The organism is Pseudarthrobacter sp. C1, from assembly GCF_034720455.1.
Lineage (GTDB): Bacteria > Actinomycetota > Actinomycetes > Actinomycetales > Micrococcaceae > Arthrobacter.
The window spans coordinates 330488-352139 of the sequence record NZ_JAYESK010000003.1 but is presented as its reverse complement, the minus strand read 5'-3'; the positions used below and the strand labels follow the sequence as shown (position 1 = coordinate 352139).

The window sequence follows — 21652 nt, the reverse complement described above, 5'->3', positions numbered from 1 at the left end:
CAGCAGACCATCGGCGCGGTAATTTACGTAGGATTTCCCCATGAGGATCGCCGTTGCAGGGGGAACCGGTACCGTCGGACGCCACGTGGTAGCCGTAGCGAAGGAGCGCGGCCACCACGTTGTCAGCCTGAGCCGTGCCGAGGGTGTGGACCTGGTGAACGGGCGCGGCCTGGCCCAGGCCCTCGCCGGCCTGGATACCGTGATAGATGTCTCCGGGATCCAGACCATCTCCACCAAGCAGGCCGTGGACTTCTACACCAACGCCACCCAGAACCTACTGGCCGCAGAACAGGAAGCGGGCGTGCGGCACCACGTGGCACTCTCCATCGTGGGGATCGACGGCGCCACGTCCGGCCTGTATGCGGGAAAGCTGGTGCAGGAGGACGAGGTCCGCCACGGCGGCGTCCCGTGGACCCTGCTGCGCTCCACCCAGTTCCACGAGTTCGTCCCGCTGACCGTGAAGATCGGGACGGTGGGCCCGCTGGTGGCCGTTCCAAAAATGGTCACCCAGCCCGTCGCTGCCCGCGAGGTGGCCGAGGCCCTGGTGGACGCGGCGGAAGCGGGACCGCAGGGACGGATCAATGACCTCGGCGGGCCGCGGACCGAGGAGCTCGCAGACCTGGTCCGCACCTATCTCGCGAAGACCGGTGAACGCAAGAAGGTCCTGGAGGCAGTGCTGCCAGGCCGCATGGGCAAAGCCATGCGCAGCGGCGCGCTGATCCCGGCGCCGGGCGCCGCCGTCGGACGCCAAACGTTCCAGCAGTGGTTGGAAGCAAGCAAGTAGTCCCCGCGCCGGGCAGGAAAAGTAGAGTACCTGCTACTCGTGCCCTTTCCGCGCCGCTCCATTAAGTTCAGGGAAAGCCCGCGCATCGGCAAGGCGCGGGCCGTACGTGGACGGGGGCAAAAGCGTGGCAGCACATCCGGCGACTGACGGCAGGCGCCAGGACCGGCCCGGGTTCCTGCTGGACCTGATCACCGGGACCGAAACAGAACTGGACTCCCTCCAACGGCTGACCGAGGCCGCTGCGAAGGCGGTCATCGGCCCGGACGGGCCAGGGCCGGACTGCGCCGCGGTCCTGGCGCGCGGAGGCTCTGCCCCGCTCACTGCCGGCAGCAGCATCACGGCATCCGAACTGGCGGCATCGGAGGACCGGTACGGGGACGGGCCCCTGATGCAGGCACTGAGCACTGCCGGTGCAGTGACGGTCGACGGCGACACGTCAGTGCGGTGGCGGACGTACCAGCGGCGGCTGGCAGACGCCGGGTATTGCGGCGCGGTGGCCGTTCCGCTGGGGCTGAACGGCGGCACGTCCTCCGCCCTGGTGTTCCTGGCGCGCACCGGCACCGGGTTCCAGGGCCTGCTCGCCGAGGCCAAATGGTTTGCCGGGGTGGCGACGCACAGCATGCGGCTGGCCCTTGAGGTGCGCAGCGTCCGGTCCGCCGGGGACAACCTCAAGGCTGTGCTGGAAAGCCGCACCTCCATCGACGTGGCGTGCGGGGTGATCATGGCACAGAACCGCTGTACGTACCCCGAAGCCTTCATCAAGCTGGCCAGCGCGTCCCGCCAGCGGAACCTCAAGGTCCGCAGTGTGGCCGAGAACATCCTCAAGGCGCTGCCCAGCGGCGCTCCGGCGGCCAGGTTCGAATCCTGAGGCAGGAGACGGAGCGGCCGGGCCGGCCAGGCAAGGGGAAAGCCCCTCCTAGGAGGGGCTTTCAACGTAGTGGTCAATTGTCTTCTGGTTACGGTCAGTGGTGATGCGCTACCCCCTCCCAGACGCCCCCCGGCGCCCATCTGGACTATGACAAGACCTGACTTTAATAACCTGTGCCCCGGAAGTAAACACCAATTTAAAAGTCCGTGCGTTCCCCCTGCGGATTTCCGCTCGTTTCGGAACTTTTACTTGCGCGAAACAGGTCCGACCGTATTATTCATGCATGTGGACTAAACAGCACCAGGCCCTTTGCATCACGTGCGGCAGGAACACCAAGCACGTGACGCACTATAAAAAGGACGACGTCGGCGGCTCGCTGATTGCCGAGGTCCAGTGTGCTGAGCACCATGAAGCGGCGGTCCGCAGCGAGCAGTACCAGCCCGTGCGGCTGACGCAGGCGGCTGAGCCCGCGGCCTGACCTCCCAGCCGCGGCCTGACCTCCCAGGTGCCGCTGCCAGGCCCCTGGCTTGGCGCGAACCGCTCTCACTGCTGCGGCCGCAAACGTAATAACCCTCCGCCGGGTTAGGGGCAGGCGAAATTAGTAAGTAGACTGATTAGCATGGCCGGTAAATCAGCACATGCGTATGGGCTGGATGCACCCTATGCCTTGCCCGGGCGGACATCATGAGCGACGAGTCAGAGCGGCGGCTTGAGCTCGCAGCCATGGTTGTTGCCGGCCTGGACCCGGCGGACATCTGGCCGACCTACTTCGGCGGGCCGCGCTTTTCCGATTTTGAGCTGCATGCCTACCTTCACGGCGCACTGGCCTTGCCCGAATTTGAACGCGGCTACAGTGCCGGCACGGAGCCCATGCCTGCGCAGCCGCAGGGTGAGGGACGCCAGCACGGGAAGGGAAGTGCCGGCGAGGATGCGCTGGCCGGCCTGGGAGCCGCGGGCAGGTTCCTTCTGACGCCTGAACGGGCGGAGGAGGAACGGCTGCAGTCCCTTCGGGAGACCGACCTGCTCCACACAGGCACAGTGGACATCTTTGACCAGGTGGTGGAAACCGCCAGGGACTATTTTGGCGTCGGTGCTGCGTCACTGTCCCTGATCGCCGAAAATTCCCAGTTCCTCAAGTCCGTGGTCGGCCCCCTTCGCGAGGAGACGCCCCGGGAGATCGCGCTCTGCACGCATACCGTGCGGCTGAACACGATGCTCGTCGTCAACGACACCCTCACCGATGACCGGTTCGCCACCAATCCGCTCGTCGTCGGGGAACCCTTCATCCGCTTCTACGCCGGCTATCCCCTGCACGGGCCGCGCGGCTGGAACATCGGAACGCTGTGCGTCATTGACCACCGCCCCCGGGCGTTCAGCGCCTCGGACCAGCAGGTGCTCCGCACCCTGGCCACCATCGTCCAGAACAACATCAACGCCCGCACTGACGCCGCCCGCTAGGATTCCCGGCCTGCGGACACCAGTTCGGGCCCGCGGCCAGGTGCCGCTGCAGACTTTCGCGCCGCTTCCGGAGTTGACGCCGCTTCCGGAGATGAACGGCCGACGGCGGGCTCAAGCCTTCTGTTTGCCCAGCGGCGGACGGGCGTCTCCACCAGGCGGTGGGACGCATAGGCCAGCAGGACGGTTAGTGCTGCGGCCAGCGGCACACGGAGCCACAGCGAAGGGATCAGCGGCATCAGCAACAGGTAGACGGGCAGGTGCCAGAGGTAGAAGGCGTAGGACAGATCGCGGCCCGGCCCGGCCAGCCAGGGGTGGCTGAGGACTCGGGCGGCGAAGCCGGCGGGCTGCAGGACCAGTGATCCGATCAGGGCGGCCGCCAGCAGGGAAAGCACTGCGGGCCCAACGGTCCAGAAGGCGCTGAACCAGGGCCCGGGGGTGTCCGGCTCCTTCAGCAGGAACACGGCGGCCAGGAGGATGAGCCCGGCGGCCGGTCCCGCCCGGCGCGCCGCCGTCCGGAGGGCTGCGTGGAACCGGGAACCGGGGGTGACTGCCGTGAACACGAGCGCCAGGGTGCATCCGATCAGCAGCTCGTCGGCCCGGGTGTCCGGCCCGTTGTAGAGGCGGTTCAGCGGCGCCCCGAGCAGGACCAGGACGCACCGTTCCAGCAGGAACGCCGCGGCCAGGCCCGCGGTGATCCAGGTGACCGTGCGGACCTTCCAGAACCGCAGCAGCACCAGCAGCAGGAGCGGCCACACCAGGTAGAACTGCTCCTCAACGGCCAGGGTCCAGGTGGGGCCAAGGGTTTCCCCCGCCACGGAGTCGCCGAACATCCCGAAGCGGGCCAGGTTCATCACGTACGCGGCGGCCGGGAGGACAAACCCTTCCTGGCCGGCCCACTTCGACGCCGGGAAGGCCAGGCCCACGGCGACGATCACCCCGCACAGCGCCAGCAGCGCCGGCCACAGCCTGGCCAGCCGCTTGGCGTAGAAGATGCCCAGCCGCAGCCGGCCCGTGGCCAGGTGCTCCTTCATGATCAGGAGGGTGATCACAAAGCCGCTGAGCGTGAAAAAGACGTCCACGCCAATGGAGCCGCCCGGCACCAGGGCGGTTGCCGCGTGGAAGAAAAACACCCCCGCCACGGCAACAGTCCGGAGCCCGTCCAGGGCGTGCTTCCGCCCGGCGATGAGGCTTGTTCCTGGTACTGCGTTACGTTCGGGGGCTGACAAATTTCCGCTGCTTGACCTAAAAACCACTCACCCAGCATATATAACGTTTCCATAACTGCGCTGGGTGCAGGCTGGACGCAGGCTGCACGCAGCCACGCAGAAGGCGTACGACGGCGGTGCGCGCCGCCGTCGTACGCCTTCAGTTTTTGGACCGTGGTCAGTCAGTTACCGGTTGACGTAGACCCCGCCGCAGGCTGCCTTCTCGGCGTCGCTTCCGAGGACGTAGAGCGTGTTGTTTTCTCCGGGAACGCCCTGGTGCACCAGCACGTGGAGGGGGTGGGTCCGGCCGTCCGTTTGTGGCAGGTCGGCGGCGTGGACGTTGTGCTCGAAGACGGCAGCGGGAAGGTCCACCGCTCCTTCCCCCGCACCCTCAGCCATCACCACGCAGCCTCCGCTGCCGACGACTTTGACGTGGGTGTGGTCAGCTGCTGCCGGCCCGGCGGCAGCAAGTAGCAGCAGTGCTGATGCAGCCGCAGCAGCTCCGGTCGCGCCCAGTGCTTTCGTGGATTTCATGACAGGCCCTCTCAATGTCAACGGGAACTTCATCGTTACCAGAACGGCGCCGGCAGTCAATAGCCGCACCGGCAGTAACGGTGCAGTAACGCGGAGAATGGTCCACTGTTCCCGTGTTCCCTCGCATGTGAGGACGGTCTTATGGGGCAGCCGTGGAATTCCTTCCGAGTGTCAGGCCTGGTGCTGGACGTGCCGGACCAGCTTGCACCCTCACATGAGCACGGCATCGAGGGCGGCGCTGCCGTCCTGGAGGGTGGCGGCATGCGCCTGACCGTCGACGCAAGCCCGTTCGCCGACCCGCTCACCCGCTATGCAAACAAACCTGGCTACGAGCGTTGGCGGGAAGCCCTGGGCAACCACATCGCGGACTTCGTCCTGTTTGAGGAAGAGGGCATCCGCACCGTTGCCGTGAATATTCCAGGGCGCGCCACCGCCGTCGTCCATCTGCCTGCGGACGCCGAACGGGACGTCGCGCTGCAGATCCTGCGAAGCATCAGAACCGATCAAGGAGAGCCAAATGACTGACGAACTGTACCCTGCGGCACCGTACCTTGCCGCAGTCGAAAACACCGCCCCGGGTGGACGAACGCCGGGCTTCAGCAAGGTGCAAACGTATCTCGAGCGCTTCGGCTACCTGGGGGAATCCACCCCCAGGGAAATCGGCGTCCTGGACGATCCCACCGAAGGGGCGCTTCGGAATTTCCAGGAGTTTTTCCACCTGCCGGTCACCGGCGTGTTCGACGATGCCACGCGCGAAGCCATGATGCGGCCGCGCTGCGGGCTTCCGGACATGCGGGCCGGCGAAATCGCCTTCGCCACCGCGTGCGCATGGGCGGACCGGACCCTGACCTACGCCTTCGACACCGGGACCGACGACGTCGCAGGCACCGCCGAATTCGACGCCATCCGGCGCGCCATCCAGACCTGGCAGACCGTGGGCGGACTGACCTTCACCGAGGTGGCCCTCGGCTCCAGTCCGGACATCCGCATCGGATGGCGCCCGGCGGCGGACCCGGACCATTCGATGGTGGGCGGCGTCCTGGCCCACGCCGACTTCCCTCCCGGCTGCAGCGTGGTCACCAACACGCTGCCCAAGCCGGTCCACTTTGACGACAGCGAACACGTGTGGAGCGTTGGCGCCGCGGCCAACGCCTTCGATATCGAAACAGTGGCGCTGCACGAGTTTGGCCATATCGTGGGGCTGGCCCACTCCAGCGTCGCGAACGCCGTGATGGCCCCCACCGTGGCGTCCAACTTCACCAAACGGGCCCTCACCCAGGACGACCTCGACGGATTCCGGGCTCTGTATCCGGCCGCACCGCAGGCATGGTCCGGGTGGGATTCCCTGGGCGGGATCATCACAACGGACGCCTCCGTGGCCAACAACAAGGACGGCCGGCTGGAAGCCTTTGCCCGGGGCACCGATGGCGCCGTGTGGCACAGATGGCAGAACACCCCCAACGGCAGCTGGTCCGGCTGGAACTCCCTGGGCGGCGTCATCACCACCGACATCGCGGCGGCAAGCAACCTGGACGGCCGGCTGGAAATCTTCGCCCGGGGCACGGACAACGCCCTGTGGCACAAATGGCAGACCGCGCCCAACAGCGGCTGGTCCGGCTGGAACTCCCTGGGCGGGGTGATCACGGGGCCGCCGGCCACAGGCCGCAACGCCGATGGCCGCCTGGAGGTGTTCGCCCGCGGAACCGACGGCGCCGTGTGGCACCGCTGGCAGACGGCTCCGAACGGCAACTGGTCCGGCTGGCATTCCCTGGGCGGCGTGATCACCTCGGAGATCGGGGTGGGCAAGAACAAGGACGGCCGCCTGGAGGTGTTCGCCCGGGGCACGGACAACGCCCTCTGGCACTTGTGGCAGACAGCCCCCAACGGCAACTGGTCCGGCTGGCACTCTCTGGGCGGCGTCCTCACCTCCAACATCACGGTGGGCAGCAACGCCGACGGCCGCCTGGAAGCGTTCGTCCGGGGCACGGACAACGCCCTCTGGCACATGTGGCAGACGGCCCCCAACGGCAACTGGTCCGGCTGGCAGTCCCTGGGCGGCCTGCTCACCTCCGAGATTGCCGCAGGCAAGAATGCGAGCGGCCGGCTGGAGGTGTTTGTCCGCGGCACGGACAACGCCCTGTGGCACATGTGGCAGACAGCCCCCAACAGCGGCTGGTCCGGCTGGCACTCCCTGGGCGGCGTCCTCACCTCCAACATCACAGTGGGCAGCAACGCCGACGGCCGGCTTGAGGTCTTCGTCCGCGGCACGGACAACGCCCTGTGGCACAAGTGGCAAAACATGCCGTTCCTGACCGAGGAGTCCACGGGTTCGTCCGGTGCCGCGGCCATGACCGAGGCAACGGGCGCGGACATGCCCTCCGCCGGCGTCGTCCCCCAACCCGTCGAGATGCCAACCGGCACCATGGACGGGAGCGTGACGACGAACGGCCAGGAGCGGCGCCCGGCCCCGGCCGCCGAAGAATCCGGTTCGGACAAGATGCCGGCCGGGGAAATGCACGCCACCGCGTGAGCCGCCGCGTGGAAAGGGACTGAAACGTACGACGGCGGCCCGCGGCCGCCGTCGTACGTTCACTTTTGGGCCAGCGTCAGTGGTGTGTAGCCGCGGCGCTCCGCATTCCGGTGTAGGCCGCCACGACCCCCACGAGGAAAATGAGGACGGCGAGGTAGATCAGGCCGAGGTGCCCCAGCGTGGCCAGGCCCCACGGGTAGTGTGCGGGGAGGGCCACTGCGAGTCCAACGACAGGGACGATGACTGCGGTGGCGAAGGCCCACCGTTCTCCGCGGCGCACCCCGAACCAGGACAGGCCTGCGACTGCCAGACCGGTTGCCGCGATGAAGCCGCTGACCGCGATGTGCAGATGGCTGATGTAGTGGTACAGCTGCGGGCTGAACGCCTCGATCTCTGCCTTCCCCTTGTCCACTTCCTCGGGTCCGATGCCCAGTTCAAGGAAGGCGTCCGTGAAGTTCATTATCAAAAAGATCACGGCGTACCCCACGAAGGCCAGCCCGGCCAGCGTCATGAGGCCCGCTCCTGTCCGAAGGCGGGACTCCTGCTGATGTGGCGTTTGGATGGTGGACACGGCCACCGCCCCCTCTCTTATTCAAGTAGATACTTGAATAAGAAACCCGCGGAGGTAGGCTTGTCAAGAGATATCTTGAATAGGAGGCACATATGGGCGACCAGCAGGACAAGGATGCGCTCTACGACGTCCTCGTGGAAGCGGCCAAGGCGATAGGGAACGGCCGGAGGGCCCAGCTCATCGATGTCCTTGCCCAGGGCGAGCGGCCGGTTGAAGAGCTCGCCGCAGAGATCCACCAGAGCATGGCCAACACATCCCAGCACCTGCAGCGCCTGCTGCGGGCCGGCCTCGCCTCCTCACGGCGCTCGGGGACGCGGATCTACTATTCCCTCGCCAGCCCGGCCGTGGAACGGCTATGGCGGGCACTTCGGGAGACAGCCGAAACCCACGCCGGGGAACTGGGCGAACTGGTCCGCGCCTACGTCGGCGACCGCGCCGACCTGAGCACCATCACGCGCGACGATCTGCTGCTGCGGCTGCGGCAGGGCGACGTGGTAGTGCTGGACGTGCGGCCACAGCCGGAATACGACGCCGGACATATTCCCGGTGCGATCTCCGTGCCCCTCTCGGACGTCAAGTCCCGGTTGCGGGAGGTTCCCCGAGGGGGCGAAGTGGTGGCCTACTGCCGCGGACCGTACTGCCTGTTTGCGGACGAGGCCGTACGGATTCTCACGGACGAAGGACGCACGGCCGCACGGCTTGAGGAGGGCTTCCCTGAGTGGAAGGCGGCAGGACTCCCGGTAGAGCAGTCGGTCACCTGACGCCGGCCTCAGCAGGAAGGTGGACCCGGAATTTGAGGAAGTCTTGGGAAATTCTTGACGCTATCTGCCGCGTCCCTTGAGGATGGCAGTCCACAGTAATCAGTGAAAGGCAGCGGCGCACGAAGGTGCGGCTGGAACTGGGTCCAGGAGTACCGCAGCCTTGAGTCGGGCAACCGATGAGTCTCAGCGCTTGGCGGTGCCAGGGGGCACCGCCAAGCGCGAGCCCCGCGCAGTCCCCCGGGCAGGTACATGGTCATCACCCATCCGGGCCATGGCGTTCCGATAGAGTGACGGACATTGCCGTTAGCTCCCTTGGAGGGACTCAATGCTGAACTACTTTCGCGAGCGGCAAGATGCCCTTGAAGCCACTTCGAGGCGGCGAATTTACAACTATGCTTCCGGCGCCTTGGTCCTTGCAGTCATGGCATTGGTTTTTGCGGGTCTTGCACCTTTATGGGTCTCCTGGGCGACTCTCCTGGCGTCCTGTGCTTTGGACGTCTTCCTGACCAGGAAATGGATTAGAGACGATGCGCTAAGAGCTTTCCGGGCAGACCACGCAGGGTGAATTTCCCGGGGATACGGAGTTTGCCGAAAGGGGTCTTTCTGGATCTGGCCGCCCCCAGCAGCGGCCAGTCCGGTCAGGGGATCTGTCCGGTCAGGGGATCAGCGCAGGACGCCGCACACCGCCGGATCGGTGGCTTCGGCAGGCAAGGCACCGTTCAGCTCGCTTGCGCCTTCGGGGTCGCTGAAGTTGTAGGTTCCGTTGCCGTCGTAGTCCAGCCCGTGGATGACCAGGACGCCTTCGCCTTCCCGGATGGAATCCGCGATCTGCTTGGCCGTGCCGAGCCCGCCGGCACCGGGGTAGCCCGTTCCGGCGACATCGGTGAATTCGATATTGTCCCGGCTGTAGCTGAAGATCCCGTCGCTGGAGACAGGGAAGCGGGCCACATCGAGGAAGCTGGCCGGGGTGGTGTCCCCCGTGGTGTTCAGCGATACCACCACCGGGCCGTAGGCCGGTATCCCTTCAACAGTGTTGATGCGCCCGTCCCGGTTCGAGTCCTGGGCAAGGGTGGGGCACTCGTTCAGTGCGTCATTGCCGTAATGGATGTGCTGGGCGTGGGGTGCGTCCGGTGTCAGGCCCTCGGCGTGGACCTCGATGTGTTCGATTTTCTGGTTCTTCACCACGGCCGTCGCGGTGCCGGATGCGCCGGAGCCGTTCAGTTCGCTGAGCACAGCCGTGAGCGTGACGGACTTGTCCGGTGACTTTCCGTTATTGGCCAGAACCGGGCCTGCACCAAGGGATACCACTGTGAGTACAGCTGCTGCCGCGCCGCCAATAGCCAGCTTGGAATTTCTGTTCATTTTCTGCTCCCTACCAGGGACCACCGAGGAGGTTCGGTGGTCTTCCTGTGATTCGCACCACCATGGCTCAGGGATGGGTGGTCCCCGAAGGTTACGGACGTTCGTGCCGTCCCGCCGGGCGGGTGGAGGGGTTGCGGTTTGAGCCCGCCCTGGACCACTGTTTCCATTCCTCCGTGGCCACAGTGGGCCTGCCCAGCAGGTAACCTTGGCCTGCACCCATGCCCAGCTTCCGCACGGCCGCAAGTTCAGCCTCGGTTTCAATCCCTTCGGCAACGAGGGAAGCACCGATCTCCCGGGCGAAGCCGACCATGGCGGCGCCCAAAGCCTGCAGGCCCGCGTCGGCGTTGATGCCGGTGATGACCTTCCGGTCGAGCTTAATCAGATCCGGCCTGAGTTCAACGATGTGGCGCATGGAAGCGAACCCTGCACCGGCGTCATCTACAGCAATCCTCAAACCCGCGCTCCGCAGGGGAGCCAGCACTCCTCCAAGCTGGCCGTAGTCGGCCACTTCGTGGTGCTCCGTCAGTTCCAGCACAATGCGCCCCAGTGGAATGCCGCAGCCCAGCAGGACACCGGCCACCCGATTATCAAGGCACGCCCCAGGGGAAAGATTGACGGCCACGTAGAGGTCTTCCGGCAGGGACTCCGCGGCAATCAGCGCCGACTGAAGCGCAATTATTTCCAGGTCAACACCCAGCCCCACAGAGGCGGCCTCAGCAAACCAGGCCTCCGGGGACATCCCGGGATCGTCAGCGCTCAGGAACCTCGTCAGCGCCTCCGCCCCGATCACAGCGCCGGAGTCCGAAGCGCGGATGGGCTGGAAGGCCGTCAACAACGTACGGGAGGAAAGCATGGCTTCTACCCCGGCGAAGGCTTCTTCGGCCGCAGCGCCAAGGGCCGGGGGCGTGTCCAGGGCACGCGTGGTCCCCTCGAAGCCGCACACTTGCCCCTGCCCGTCAAAGGTCGGCCTGCCGGAAACCTCAACAAGGACACGGTGGCCGTCCCGGTGCCGGCAGGTGGTCACGAGACCGGACCATGAAGCGTCAGGACCCTCCAGGCCCACCCTGTCCTGCAGCGCCCGGGCCAGGTCATCGGGTTCGATGATCTGGCTGTAGTGCTGGCCGAGGAGTTCGGAAGGGTCATACCCGAGGAGCTCCCGGGACATTGGCCCGGAAAAGGTGAACCTGCCGTCCGGGCCGATGGTCCACAGCCATTCCCTACTGGTGGCCAGCACAGCTTCCAGGAGATGGGACGTTGTGGACGCGGCAATGGATTTCCGGCCCCGGATGCGCGGCAGGCCCCACAGCAAGTAACCGGCTGCCATTACAGCCACAACGGCGAGCACAACCGCGCCCCAAGGTTCGTCCAGCAGGACCGCCGGAACGGTGAGTGCGAGGATCAGGCCGGCCAGGAAGCAGGAGTACAACATCCACGGCCGCAACGGGGAGGGCCGAAACTGTGCCTGCCCGCCGGGGACCGGGGAGCCGGAAGAATCATTCTTCGCCGGGCGGGGACTGCCGGCCGGCGGGGGCTTCCGCATCAGGGCACCTCAGGGTTTCCCCGTGCCGGCCTCAGGACTGGCCGGCCCCGCTTTGGCACCGTAGACGTACCGGAATGACTGAAAGGTCGAAACGCGGACACTGCTGACTGGAGCCATGGTTCCCCCCGGAGCCCAATTACCAAACATGTTTAGTAACTCAATATAGCCTGACGGCATGCCTGTGCCCGTAACGCTGTAGTAACGCCATGGAAGGTAGGGCCGGGCGGACCGCTCGACACACAAGCCAGAAGCCAGGAGCCACGGCACCTGGCAATACGCCAGGGAGAAGAACCGTGAAGAACACATCCGCTAGGGAAATCCGGATCACGCAGTCTGAGCCAGGGGCAAGCCCACGCGCCCGCACCCGAAGGGGCAGTGCGGGGCGCATGGGTCTGCTGGCCGCCGTCATCGCCGGACTGCTGGCCGGCTCCGTAGCAGCGCCCGCAGCCGCCCAGGACGCGGCGCCGCTGGACTACGTCGCCCTGGGGGATTCCTATACCTCCGGCATCGGCGCTTCCCCGTCTGTCACCGTCTCTCCCCTCTACCCCGCCGAGCTGCAGCCGTGCTACCAGTCATCGCCTGGCTACGCCGATGTGCTGGACACCCAGGACCACGTGCAGCTCACGGCCAACGCAGCCTGCGCGGGCTGGACCGCCGCCATGGTGCCCCTGCAGGTCCAGGTGGCATCCGCCGCCGGCGTCCTGAACGCGGAAACTGACCTGGTGACCATCACCGCCGGCGGCAACGACGTCGGGTTCGGGAACCTGCTCGGGGCCTGCATGCTGCGCCCCCTGGAGGTTTGCGCGGCGGAGGTGAAGGCCGCGGAAGCCGTTGCCCAGACCGTTGTCCTCCCGGCCCTGACCGCGGCCTACGCAGCCATCCGCGCCCAGGCACCGAATGCCAAAATCGTGGCACTGGGCTACCCGCACCTGTTCTCCCCGGAAGTCGGGGCCAACGGCTACATCACCAACGAAGCGGCGAAGGTCTTCAACAAAGGCACGGACACCCTGAACAAGGCCATCAAGGAGGCGGCCAAGAAGTCCCCCGGTACCGTCTACGTCAGTGTCACCGACGAGTTCGAGGGACACGGAGTCGGCCTGCCCGGCTCTTGGTTCTTTTTCGACCCGGCCGACCCCTTCAGCGGCATGAGCTTCCACCCGAATGCCACCGGCTACGCCCTGGGCTACGCTGACGCCATCATCCGCGAAGCGAAGATCCCCGCCCTCAGCAACTGACGCGCAGGCAAAGCGTACGACGGCGGCACGCGCCGCCGTCGTACTTCCTTGCCTTCAGCGCGGGGCACCCGCCGGCTTACCGCGTCAGGCCCGCCCAGGACTCCAGGAACTTCCCGGCGATGTAGGCGTGGCCGGCGGTGTTGGGGTGGGCGCCGTCGGCGTCGAAACCGGGACTGTTGGCAACCGTGAACCAGTTGCCCTCGACGGCGTCAATAAAGGGCGCGTTGGCTGCCGCGGCACCGGCGCGGACGGCGCTGTTCACGCCGCGCAGTCCCTCCGCCAGGGGCTGCGGAGCCGACGGCCCGAGCACCACCACCTGGACACCCGGCCAGAACCTCCGTGCCGCCTCGATGGTCTGGGCAGTGGCGGCTTCCACTTCATCCGGATTGGCCACGGAGGAGTCGTTCTGTCCGCCCTGCAGCACCAGGACGTTGGGCACGAAGGCGGCATTGTCGGCGATCTTCCGCAACCGGACTTCGTACTCTTCACCCCCGTCGTCCTGCGCCCCGCCGCCCCAGGCGAACCCGGTTCCGCCCGAGCCGTCCACCGTGGCGGGGTAGCCGAGCTCCGCGGCAACGAGGTACGCCCACCCCTGGTCCGGCTGGTCCGCCCCCACCCCGGCCGTGTACGAGTCGCCGAGAATCAGCAGGACGGGCTCGGCGGGCAGCTCAATTCCCGGCGTTCCGCCCGTTGCAGGCGCGGCAGTACCAGTGGGTGACGGCGCCACGGAAGCTGTAACTGTCGGCACGGCGGCCGAAGGTGTTGCGGCCGCGGGGCTTGCGGCCGCCGGGCCCGCTTCGTCCGGGTTCGGGGGTCCCATCAGGGCAATGGCAGCCACCCCGAACGCCAGCACGGCCAGCACAAAAAGTCCGCCGTACTTGAGCCATTCCTGCCTGGACCTGAAGGCACCGCCGGCCGGCCGGCGCGGCCCGCTAGCCATCGAACCGGGCACTGGTGCTGCTTTCCGGCACCACAACGTGCACGGCATTGCGCTCGATGGTGAAGTCGGCGGGCGTGGCCGTGGCGATCTCGCCGTCGAGATTCACGTGCATGGGCGGCTCGGTAACCAGCCGGACCCGCCGGGTGGTCAGGTGGTGCACGCCGTGGCGCTCCACAAAGCTGCCGTCCTTCAGCAGCCGTGCGATGCGCATGTGCTCGCGGAGCGGCGCCCCGGGGATGGCGTAGATATCCAGGAGGTGGTCATCAATCCCGGCCGTCGGCGAGACCGTGTTGCCGCCGCCGTAGTGCCGGCCGTTGCCCACCGCCACCTGCAGCATGTCCTCGAGCTCCAGCGTGTCATGGTCCCCCTCCGGGAACTCGAGCCGGGCCCGGAACGGCCGGTGGCGGGCGTAGGCGCGCACGGCGGCCACGGCGTAGGCGGCCGGACCGAGGTACCGCTTCAGGCGGGGGCTGAGGGTCTCGGTGACCCCGACCGACAGGCCAACGGACGCGACATTCAGGAAGGGCTGGCCGTTCGCCCGCCCCAGGTCGATGTCCACCACCTTGCCGCCGGCGAGCGCGGCGCAGGCGCCGGCAAGATCGCCCGGGATCTCCAGCGTGCGGGCAAGGTCGTTGGCGGTGCCCAGCGGCAGGACGCCGAGCACGATTCCGGTCCCGGCGAGCCGGCCGGCGGCGCAGGACACCGTCCCGTCACCGCCGCCAACCACCACCAGGTCGTGCCCGTCGGCAACCACCCGGTCAAGGATTCCGGGCAGGTCCGCGCCGGACAGCACGTGGTGCACGGAGGAAACGGGCAGGCCGGCCCTCTGCAGGGTGTCCACCGCCAGCTCGGGCGCCGCCGCTCCCAGGCGCGCCCCGGCGTTTATCACCACGGCAGCGGAGTTCGCCTCTCGGGCAACCTTCATGGGGAACATCCTAGGCGGGGCGGGCTGGGAAAACGCCGGGCTGCCGGGCGGAAGGTCCGCCCTGCGAAACACAAGGCGAACGACGGCGGCACGCGGCCGCCGTCGTACGTTCTACTTTGGCTAGTGCTCGCGGCGGGTCTCCTGCAGCCGCTTGATGAACCAGCGCGACTGTTCCGGCCCGTAGGGCAGGACCGGGATGGCCTTGGTGGCGTCGTCCGGGGTGTCGCGGATGGACTGGCGCGCCTGGCGGACCGCGGTGGTCAGCGTGTGGGCCATGGTCTTGACGAACTGGTCGCTGCACGGCTTCCCGTGCCCGGGGATCAGGAACTCGTAGCGGTGGCGGAGCGCCGAGATGTGGCGGAGCACGTCCGCCCACTCCTCCGGGAAGGAGTCCTCGAAGGACGGGTGCGCGCCCTGCTCCACCAGGTCACCCACATACAGCGTGGTGGGGGTGCCCACCAGCAGGTCGCCGTCCGTGTGGCCGCGGCCCAGGTAGAACAGGGTGGCGGTCAGCCCGCCGAGGTCAACGAGCACCGGCCGGTCCTTGACGATGGCGTTGGGGACCACGAGCTCCACGTTTTCGCCCTCCCCGGTGGACATCTCCGGTTCCAGCGTCCCCACGAAGCGGCGCTGGAGGTCCCCGCGCTCTTCGATTTCGGTGGCGCAGTTCTGGTGCGCCCAGAACTCGGTGGCGCCGGCCTCAGCAAACACCGCGTTGCCGAAGAAATGGTCGTAATGCGCGTGGGTGTTGACCACGACGAGCGGCAGCTGGGTCTTGTCCCGCACCGCGTCCAGGATTTCCTGGCCCTGCCGGGGGCCGCAGCCGGTATCGATCACCATGGCCCGCTCGGATCCCACCACCAGTCCGGTGTTCAGCAGCGATCCTTCGGTGACCAGCACATAGTTGTTCGCGCCGACTTCGAGCCATTCCGACATTGTTTCTCCGTACCTCCGGCAAAGCAGTGTGCGTTCCTCTAGGCGTTGATTGTACCTACCGGCCCTTGAAGTTCCCGGGACGCGCACGCATGCCGGTGGCCGGGCCTGCCGGAAAACCCGGGCGGGCCGCGCCTAGTTCCTGGCCCAGATGGCCACCCAGTCGACGTACACGTGGCCGCTGGCGTCGGGTGCCGGGCAGCCTGTCAGGCAGGACTCGGTCTGCAGGATGTAGCGCATCGGCGTGTTCGGGACCATTGACGTGGCAACGCCGATGGACTTGCCGTCAAGGAAGAATTCGATGCGCCCGGGGCTCCACTCGGTGGTTGCCACATGCCAGTCCGTAAACGGAACGTTGGGACGGAAGACGTCGAAGGTGTGCCCGTCCGGGCCGATGCCGTGCAAGGCAGCATAGATGACTTTGGACAGGTCCCCTTCCGGGAAATCGACCTCCCCGTCCTGCGGCCACTGCTTACTGACGGGCCAGAGCAGCCAGGCCACCTTGAAACCCGGCACGGCATCTGCCTTGAAACGCACCGAGTAGCGCCCGTAGAGCTGGCTGTTGTACGGCGGCTGGCTGGCGCCGTCGAATTTCGGGGAGGGCGCCGCACCCATGGAGACGCCGTTTTCCGAGTGCAGGTACATATCCAGGAGGCCGTCATGGACGCTCAATACCTTGGATGGAAAATAGCCGGACGTTCTGGCGGCCTTTTCTTGCGTCTTGGCATGGGTGTCTGGCGTGCCGTCCTTGTAGGTCTCGCTCCATCTCGACCCGTAGATGCCGGGAAAACCGCCCAGGGGCACGTCCCCGTCCGTAAAATCCTCAACAAAGACCTGCCTCCAGCCGGGCAGGTCGCCCACCGGCACGGCCTCAAGGGAGGGTGAGGACTCGGTATTGGCAGCCGGCCCGGACCCGCCGTCCTGGGTTGGCTCCGGGGATGCGGTTTCCGCCGTGGGTTCCGGAGAGCCGGCCTCGGCAATTGGCTGCGGCGGCCCAGGATCAGAAGTAGTTGGCTCCGGGGTAGGAGCACCCGTAGCGGGCTGCGCCGAGCCAGTCGCCTGGGTCACCGGCTCTGCGTCTTTCCCTTCTGGAGGCTGGGGTCCAGGGGTATTCGCGGCAACGCTGAGCGAGCCGATTGTGAGCGCCAGGGACACTATCATCAGGACGGCGCCGCCGGTCCGCGCGGGCTGCTTGATCGACTCCGCCGGTGACGTTCCGTCCTCAGGGACAGGATGCCGCGGCGTCCGTGGCGCACCCATCCAGGCGAAAAGGCCGTTGCGGGGCCTGTTTGCCATGTGTCCTCCCAGCGTGGTCCGCAGGGGACTGCGGGCAAGAACGCAGCGCCCCGGTCTCATCCCCTTCCGTCCAGCCTAGGTGCGACGCCGCGGCCGGTCACGAGTATTGAGTACTCATATTTGGGATTCAACTCCGCCCGGGTACCTGTTTAGGTAACTGCCAGCGGAATGCCGCCCGCACATCATCCCCCCTCAGGACCGCAGGGACCGCTGCAGTCTTGAGAAATTCTTGACGCAATGCCTGCCTGTTCTTGAGCTGCCGGGTCCAGAGTGTTGAAAAACAGACCGGGGCCGATGGCGGAGGCGGCGGATCAGCGTCGATTCGCAAAGAAGCCGTCGGCCCCCGCGCCGCCCGAGCCCTGCTTTCCCTGTGGGCCTCCTGAGCCGCTTGATGGACTGGCGTGCCTGGCAAACTCCAAGGCAATTTGGCCGCCCGCCGGCACTCCGTCCGAAAAGGCGAAATAGGGGGCTTGAACAAGACGTTGGGGGACCTTCACGCGTCGGCTGCCGAACTGGCGGTCCTTGGCCCTTTGCACGGAACACGAACGACGGCGGCACGCGGCCGCCGTCGTTCGCTTTGCCTTTTCGAGGCTGGTCCCCGCATCGAGTGAGAGAGGGTTTGGGTTAAACCCACATCAGGTGAGAGATGGTTGGAATTAAACCGACGTTAAGTGAGAGAGCGTCGGGTGGGGGGTTAGATGTCGGCGAGGAGGGTGGTTGGGTTTTCGATTGCGTCGGCCACGAAGCGGAGGAAGCCGGCTGCCGTGCCGCCGTCGCAGACGCGGTGGTCGAAGGTCAGGGTCAGCTCGGTGACCTTGCGGACGGCGAGCTCTCCGTTCACCACCCAGGGCTTGTCGATGATCCGGCCCACGCCCAGGATGGCCACCTCGGGGTGGTTGATGATCGCCGCGGAGCCGTCCACCCCGAACACGCCGTAGTTGTTGAGCGTGAAGGTGCCGCTGCCGAGCTCCGTGGGGGTCGCCTTGCCCTGGCGTGCGACGTCGGTGAGCCGGCGGATCTCGGCGTCCAGTTCGCGTGCGGTCAGCTTCTCGGCTGCCCGGACGGACGGGACCACCAGGCCGCGGTCGGTCTGGGCGGCGATGCCGAGGTTGACGCCGTCGAACGAGACAATCTCCTGGGACCCATCGGACGCAGTCTCGATCCGTGTGTTCAGCTCCGGGTACTTTTTTAGCCCGGCCGTGACAAAACGCGCGATGAACGCGAGCAGGCCCGGCACCTGGGCGCCGCCGGCCTTGAGCCCTTCGCGAAGCTCCAACAGACCGGTGGCATCGACATCCACCCAGACCGTCGCCTCGGGGATCTCGGAACGGCTGCGCGCCATGTTGGCGGCAACGGCCTTGCGCACGCCCCTGACCGGCGTCCGGGCAGCGATGGGTAGCCCGGTCCGGGCATCGGTGCCCTCCGGTGCCGCTGTGGTTTTGGCGGGTTCAGCCGGGGACTTCGGGGTTTCGGCGGGCGTAGTTTCAGCAGGCTCGACCACCGGGGCATGGATGGCCTTTTCCACGTCGCGGCGCATGATCAGCCCGCCCTCACCGGAGCCGGGGAGCTCGCCGAGGTCCACGCCGTGTTCCCGGGCCATGCGCCGGACCAGCGGGGAGATCACGGCACCGAGCCTGCCGGGGACGCGGGTGCGCAGCAGGGTGAGGTCGTCCTCGGCGGGAGTTCCGGCGGGCGTGGTGTCCGCAGGCTCAGCCAAGGCAACCGATGACCTGCGGGCGCGGGTGCGCCGGGCAACGCCGTGGCCGCCCGGGGTCCCGTAGCCGATCAGTACGTTGCCGGATCCGGCCTTCTCCTCCTCGCGGTACGCCTCCGCTTCCGGGTGGGCTTTGGCGGGCTCGGCCGCGGGCTCGCCCAGCTCAGTTTCAGCAGGCTCAACCACCGGCCCGGCAGGCTCGGCGGGGGCGGCATCGTCCGCGGCGGTGCCAGCCACGGAGACAGGCGTCACCGAGATCAGCGGCTTCCCCACGTCCAGGGTCTCGCCCGGCTGTCCGTGCAGCTCGGCCACGATCCCGGCGTACGGGGAGGGCACCTCCACCGTGGACTTGGCGGTCTCCACCTCGGCGATGGGCTGGTCCACGGAGATCTCGTCCCCCACGGCAACATGCCAGGACACCAGCTCGGCCTCGGTGAGGCCCTCGCCCAGGTCCGGCAACAAGAACACACGCGTTTCACTCATGGTCAGTTCTCCCACTGAAGGTCGTCGACGGCGTCGAGGATGCGGTCCACGCCGGGCAGGTAGTACTTCTCAAGCTTGGGCGCCGGGTACGGGATGTCGAACCCGGTGACGCGGCGGATGGGGGCGGCCAGGTGGTGGAAGCAGCGCTCCTGCACGCGGGCCACGATCTCGGAGGACACGGACGCGAAGCCGTGGGCCTCGGCGATCACCACGGCCCGGCCGGTCTTCCGCACCGACGCGCACACGGTCTCGTCGTCGAACGGGACAATGGTGCGCACGTCGATGACCTCCAGCGAGCGCCCTTCCAGCGCTGCGGCCTCTGCGGCGGCGAGGGCGGTGGGGACGGACGGGCCGTAGGCGATCAGCGTGGCGTCCGTGCCGGGACGGGCGACGGCGGCGCGGCCTTCGGTGGTGCGTCCCGCCGTCGTGCCTTCCGTGTGAAGGCGGCGCAGCTCGTCCAGGTCCACCAGGTCCTTGGACCAGTAGAGCTTCTTGGGCTCCATGAACATCACGGGATCGTCGGAGTCGATGGCCTCGCGGAGCATCCGGTATCCGTCCGCCACGGTGGCCGGGGTGAACACCTTCAGGCCGGCGGTGTGGGCGTAGTAGGACTCGGAGGAGTCGCAGTGGTGCTCCACTCCCCCGATGCCGCCGCCGTAGGGCACCCGGATCACCATGGGCAGCTTCACGGCGCCCTTGGTGCGGTTGTGCATCTTGGCCACGTGGCTGACGATCTGCTCGAAGGCCGGGTAGGCGAACGCGTCGAACTGCATCTCGATGACCGGGCGCATCCCGTTGATGGCCATGCCCACGGCCATGCCCACGATGCCGGACTCGGCCAGCGGGGTGTCGAAGCAGCGCTGCTCCCCGAAGGTGGCGGTGAGCCCGTCGGTGATGCGGAACACCCCGCCGAGCATGCCGACGTCCTCGCCGAACACCAGCACGGACGGATCGGCGTGCATGGCGTCGGCCAGGGCGGTGTTGAGGGCCTTGGCCATGGTGACCGGCTGCGGGCCGGACGCTTCCGCGGTGGCGGCGGCGGAGGCTGCTGCCCGGGCGGTGGCGGCGCTGACGTTGCCGTTGGCCTCGGACGAGGTGGTGATGGTGGGGCTCACTTGCCGGCCTCCTGTGATGATGCTGCGTCGCGGGCGAGTTCGTCGGCGAGCAGGGCGGACTGTTCCTTCAGCTGGGGCGTGGTCTTTTCGAAGACGTGGCGGAAGAGTTCCTGCGGGTCCACGGGGACGTCCTCGCTGAGGCCGTCGCGCAGCTGCGTGGCCACGGCTTCGGCGTGCCCGGCGATCCGCGCTTCCACGGAGGGGTCCAGCAGGCCGCGGTCCGTCAGGTAGGTCCGCATCCGGTTCACCGGGTCCTTGGCCCGCCACTCCGCAACCTCGCTGCTTTCGCGGTAGCGGGTGTCGTCATCGGCGTTGGTGTGGGCCTGCATGCGGTAGGTGTTGGCCTCCACCAGCAGGGGGCCGGAGCCTTCGCGGGCGAGTTTCACGGCGCGGTCCAGGACGGCGAGGAGGGCCACGACGTCGTTGCCGTCCACGCGTTCGCCGGCCATGCCGTAGCCCACGGCCTTGTGCGCGAGCGACGGCGCCACGGACTGGTGCGCCAGCGGCACCGAGATGGCGTACTTGTTGTTCTGGACGAAGAAGATGACGGGCAGGTGGAAGACGGCGGCGAAGTTGAGGGCCTCGTGGAAGTCGCCTTCGCTGGTGGCGCCGTCACCGCACATGGCCAGCACCACGGTGTCCTCGCCGCGGAGCTTGGCGGCGTGGGCCACGCCCACGGCGTGCAGCAGCTGGGTGGTGAGCGGGGTGCATTGGATGCCCACCTTGTGCTGGAGGGGGTTGAACCCGCTGTGCCAGTCGCCGCGGAAGATGGTCATCACCTGGACGGGGTCCACGCCGCGGGTCATCACGGCGACGGCGTCGCGGTAAGTGGGGAACATCCAGTCGCCGTCGGAGAGGCAGAGGGCGGCGGCCACCTGGCAGGCCTCCTGGCCGTGGCTGGACGGGTAGACGGCCATGCGGCCCTGCCGGACCAGCGCGGAGTTCTGGTCATTGACGCGGCGGCCGACGACGAGCTGTTCGTACGCTGCCAGCAGTTCGCCGTCGCCGGGCAGGGGGTATTCGTGGCCGGGTTCGGTGCCCTGCTCACTGTCCGGCAGGAGCCGCCCGGCCGGGTCCACCATCTGGATCTGGTGCCGGGCCGGGAGCATGTAGTCCTCGGCGCTGATGCCGAACTTCTTGGCCGTTTCCGAGAGGTCATTCCCGGCGGGGGCTGCGCTTGCCTGGTCGGCGGATGTTGTGTCCGCCGCGGTGTGGTCTGCGGAGATCGTCATTGTTCCGTCCTTCTGTTGCCACTATTCCTTCCCAGTATCCGCCCGGGGCAGGTTTCGTATCCAGCTCCCTCAGGAATCGTGGAGAAGCTGCGCGATTATGCCTGCTGTGGGAGACAAACTGTAAGTGTGAGCCAGATTACTGACAGGGTGTGTGGACAAAATGGCA

At 67.2% G+C, this 21652-nt stretch carries 20 protein-coding genes; 8 read left to right on the top strand and 12 right to left on the bottom strand.

The window, feature by feature from the left end:
- Positions 1 to 40: 40 nt before the first annotated feature.
- The 4 genes from U7114_RS06745 (at position 41) to U7114_RS06730 (ending at position 3110) form a co-directional block, all read left to right on the top strand.
- Positions 41 to 784, top strand: coding sequence for an SDR family oxidoreductase (locus U7114_RS06745; protein ID WP_323056893.1), 744 nt, complete (start codon positions 41 to 43; stop codon positions 782 to 784).
- Positions 785 to 908: 124 nt separating this feature from the next.
- The gene (locus U7114_RS06740; protein ID WP_323056892.1) at positions 909 to 1652 is read left to right on the top strand and encodes an ANTAR domain-containing protein; all 744 of its coding nucleotides are present in this window, start codon (positions 909 to 911) and stop codon (positions 1650 to 1652) included.
- Between the two features lie 283 nt (positions 1653 to 1935).
- On the top strand, positions 1936 to 2130 hold the full coding sequence (locus U7114_RS06735) for a hypothetical protein (RefSeq protein WP_323056891.1): 195 nt from the start codon (positions 1936 to 1938) through the stop codon (positions 2128 to 2130).
- Between the two features lie 206 nt (positions 2131 to 2336).
- On the top strand, positions 2337 to 3110 hold the full coding sequence (locus tag U7114_RS06730; RefSeq protein WP_323056890.1) for a GAF domain-containing protein: 774 nt from the start codon (positions 2337 to 2339) through the stop codon (positions 3108 to 3110).
- Here U7114_RS06730 and U7114_RS06725 read toward each other — a convergent pair.
- Together U7114_RS06725 and U7114_RS06720 are read right to left on the bottom strand one after the other, a co-directional pair.
- Positions 3107 to 4336 carry an acyltransferase gene (locus U7114_RS06725; protein WP_323056889.1) on the bottom strand — a complete coding sequence of 410 codons (1230 nt, stop codon included), beginning with the start codon at positions 4334 to 4336 and terminating at the stop codon, positions 3107 to 3109. The genes U7114_RS06730 and U7114_RS06725 overlap by 4 nt on opposite strands.
- A gap of 165 nt (positions 4337 to 4501) precedes the next feature.
- Positions 4502 to 4849, bottom strand: a complete 348-nt coding sequence (locus U7114_RS06720) for a hypothetical protein (RefSeq protein ID WP_323056888.1) — start codon at positions 4847 to 4849, stop codon at positions 4502 to 4504.
- A 141-nt stretch (positions 4850 to 4990) separates the two neighbouring features.
- Here U7114_RS06720 and U7114_RS06715 point away from each other — a divergent pair, with 141 nt between their 5' ends.
- Positions 4991 to 5374 (top strand): hypothetical protein, encoded by a 384-nt coding sequence (locus tag U7114_RS06715; RefSeq protein WP_323056887.1) that lies wholly within the window; start codon positions 4991 to 4993, stop codon positions 5372 to 5374.
- A complete protein-coding gene (locus tag U7114_RS06710; RefSeq protein ID WP_321214204.1) occupies positions 5367 to 7379 on the top strand; it encodes a matrixin family metalloprotease in 2013 nt (670 codons plus the stop codon). The genes U7114_RS06715 and U7114_RS06710 overlap by 8 nt, the downstream gene beginning before the upstream one ends.
- Before the next feature lie 76 nt (positions 7380 to 7455).
- Here the strand turns inward: U7114_RS06710 and U7114_RS06705 are convergent, their stop codons facing one another.
- Positions 7456 to 7890, bottom strand: coding sequence for a hypothetical protein (locus U7114_RS06705; RefSeq protein ID WP_323056886.1), 435 nt, complete (start codon positions 7888 to 7890; stop codon positions 7456 to 7458).
- A gap of 152 nt (positions 7891 to 8042) precedes the next feature.
- Between U7114_RS06705 and U7114_RS06700 the strand changes: the two genes are divergently transcribed.
- Complete coding sequence (locus tag U7114_RS06700; RefSeq protein ID WP_157241466.1) at positions 8043 to 8711, top strand: ArsR/SmtB family transcription factor; 669 nt, start codon at positions 8043 to 8045, stop codon at positions 8709 to 8711.
- A 663-nt stretch (positions 8712 to 9374) separates the two neighbouring features.
- Here the strand turns inward: U7114_RS06700 and U7114_RS06695 are convergent.
- Positions 9375 to 10073, bottom strand: a complete 699-nt coding sequence (locus tag U7114_RS06695; RefSeq protein ID WP_157241464.1) for a hypothetical protein — start codon at positions 10071 to 10073, stop codon at positions 9375 to 9377.
- Between the two features lie 91 nt (positions 10074 to 10164).
- On the bottom strand, positions 10165 to 11502 hold the full coding sequence (locus tag U7114_RS06690; RefSeq protein WP_323056885.1) for an EAL domain-containing protein: 1338 nt from the start codon (positions 11500 to 11502) through the stop codon (positions 10165 to 10167).
- Between the two features lie 497 nt (positions 11503 to 11999).
- Here U7114_RS06690 and U7114_RS06685 point away from each other — a divergent pair, with 497 nt between their 5' ends.
- Positions 12000 to 12848 (top strand): SGNH/GDSL hydrolase family protein, encoded by an 849-nt coding sequence (locus U7114_RS06685; protein WP_323056884.1) that lies wholly within the window; start codon positions 12000 to 12002, stop codon positions 12846 to 12848.
- A gap of 76 nt (positions 12849 to 12924) precedes the next feature.
- On the opposite strand, the gene U7114_RS06680 is transcribed toward U7114_RS06685, so the two are convergent.
- The 7 genes from U7114_RS06680 to U7114_RS06650 form a co-directional block, all read right to left on the bottom strand.
- On the bottom strand, positions 12925 to 13800 hold the full coding sequence (locus U7114_RS06680; protein WP_323056883.1) for an SGNH/GDSL hydrolase family protein: 876 nt from the start codon (positions 13798 to 13800) through the stop codon (positions 12925 to 12927).
- Positions 13781 to 14713 (bottom strand): lipid kinase, encoded by a 933-nt coding sequence (locus U7114_RS06675; protein WP_323056882.1) that lies wholly within the window; start codon positions 14711 to 14713, stop codon positions 13781 to 13783. The genes U7114_RS06680 and U7114_RS06675 overlap by 20 nt, the downstream gene beginning before the upstream one ends.
- 120 nt (positions 14714 to 14833) lie before the next feature.
- A complete protein-coding gene (locus U7114_RS06670) occupies positions 14834 to 15649 on the bottom strand; it encodes an MBL fold metallo-hydrolase (protein WP_323056881.1) in 816 nt (271 codons plus the stop codon).
- A 132-nt stretch (positions 15650 to 15781) separates the two neighbouring features.
- The gene (locus U7114_RS06665; protein ID WP_323056880.1) at positions 15782 to 16942 is read right to left on the bottom strand and encodes a family 16 glycosylhydrolase; all 1161 of its coding nucleotides are present in this window, start codon (positions 16940 to 16942) and stop codon (positions 15782 to 15784) included.
- Between the two features lie 694 nt (positions 16943 to 17636).
- Entirely contained in the window at positions 17637 to 19139 is a 1503-nt protein-coding gene (locus tag U7114_RS06660; protein ID WP_323056879.1) for a dihydrolipoamide acetyltransferase family protein, read from the bottom strand.
- 2 nt (positions 19140 to 19141) lie between these two features.
- Positions 19142 to 20254 (bottom strand): alpha-ketoacid dehydrogenase subunit beta, encoded by a 1113-nt coding sequence (locus tag U7114_RS06655; RefSeq protein ID WP_323056878.1) that lies wholly within the window; start codon positions 20252 to 20254, stop codon positions 19142 to 19144.
- Positions 20251 to 21486 carry a thiamine pyrophosphate-dependent enzyme gene (locus U7114_RS06650; protein WP_323056877.1) on the bottom strand — a complete coding sequence of 412 codons (1236 nt, stop codon included), beginning with the start codon at positions 21484 to 21486 and terminating at the stop codon, positions 20251 to 20253. The genes U7114_RS06655 and U7114_RS06650 overlap by 4 nt, the downstream gene beginning before the upstream one ends.
- Between the last annotated feature and the right edge of the window lie 166 nt (positions 21487 to 21652).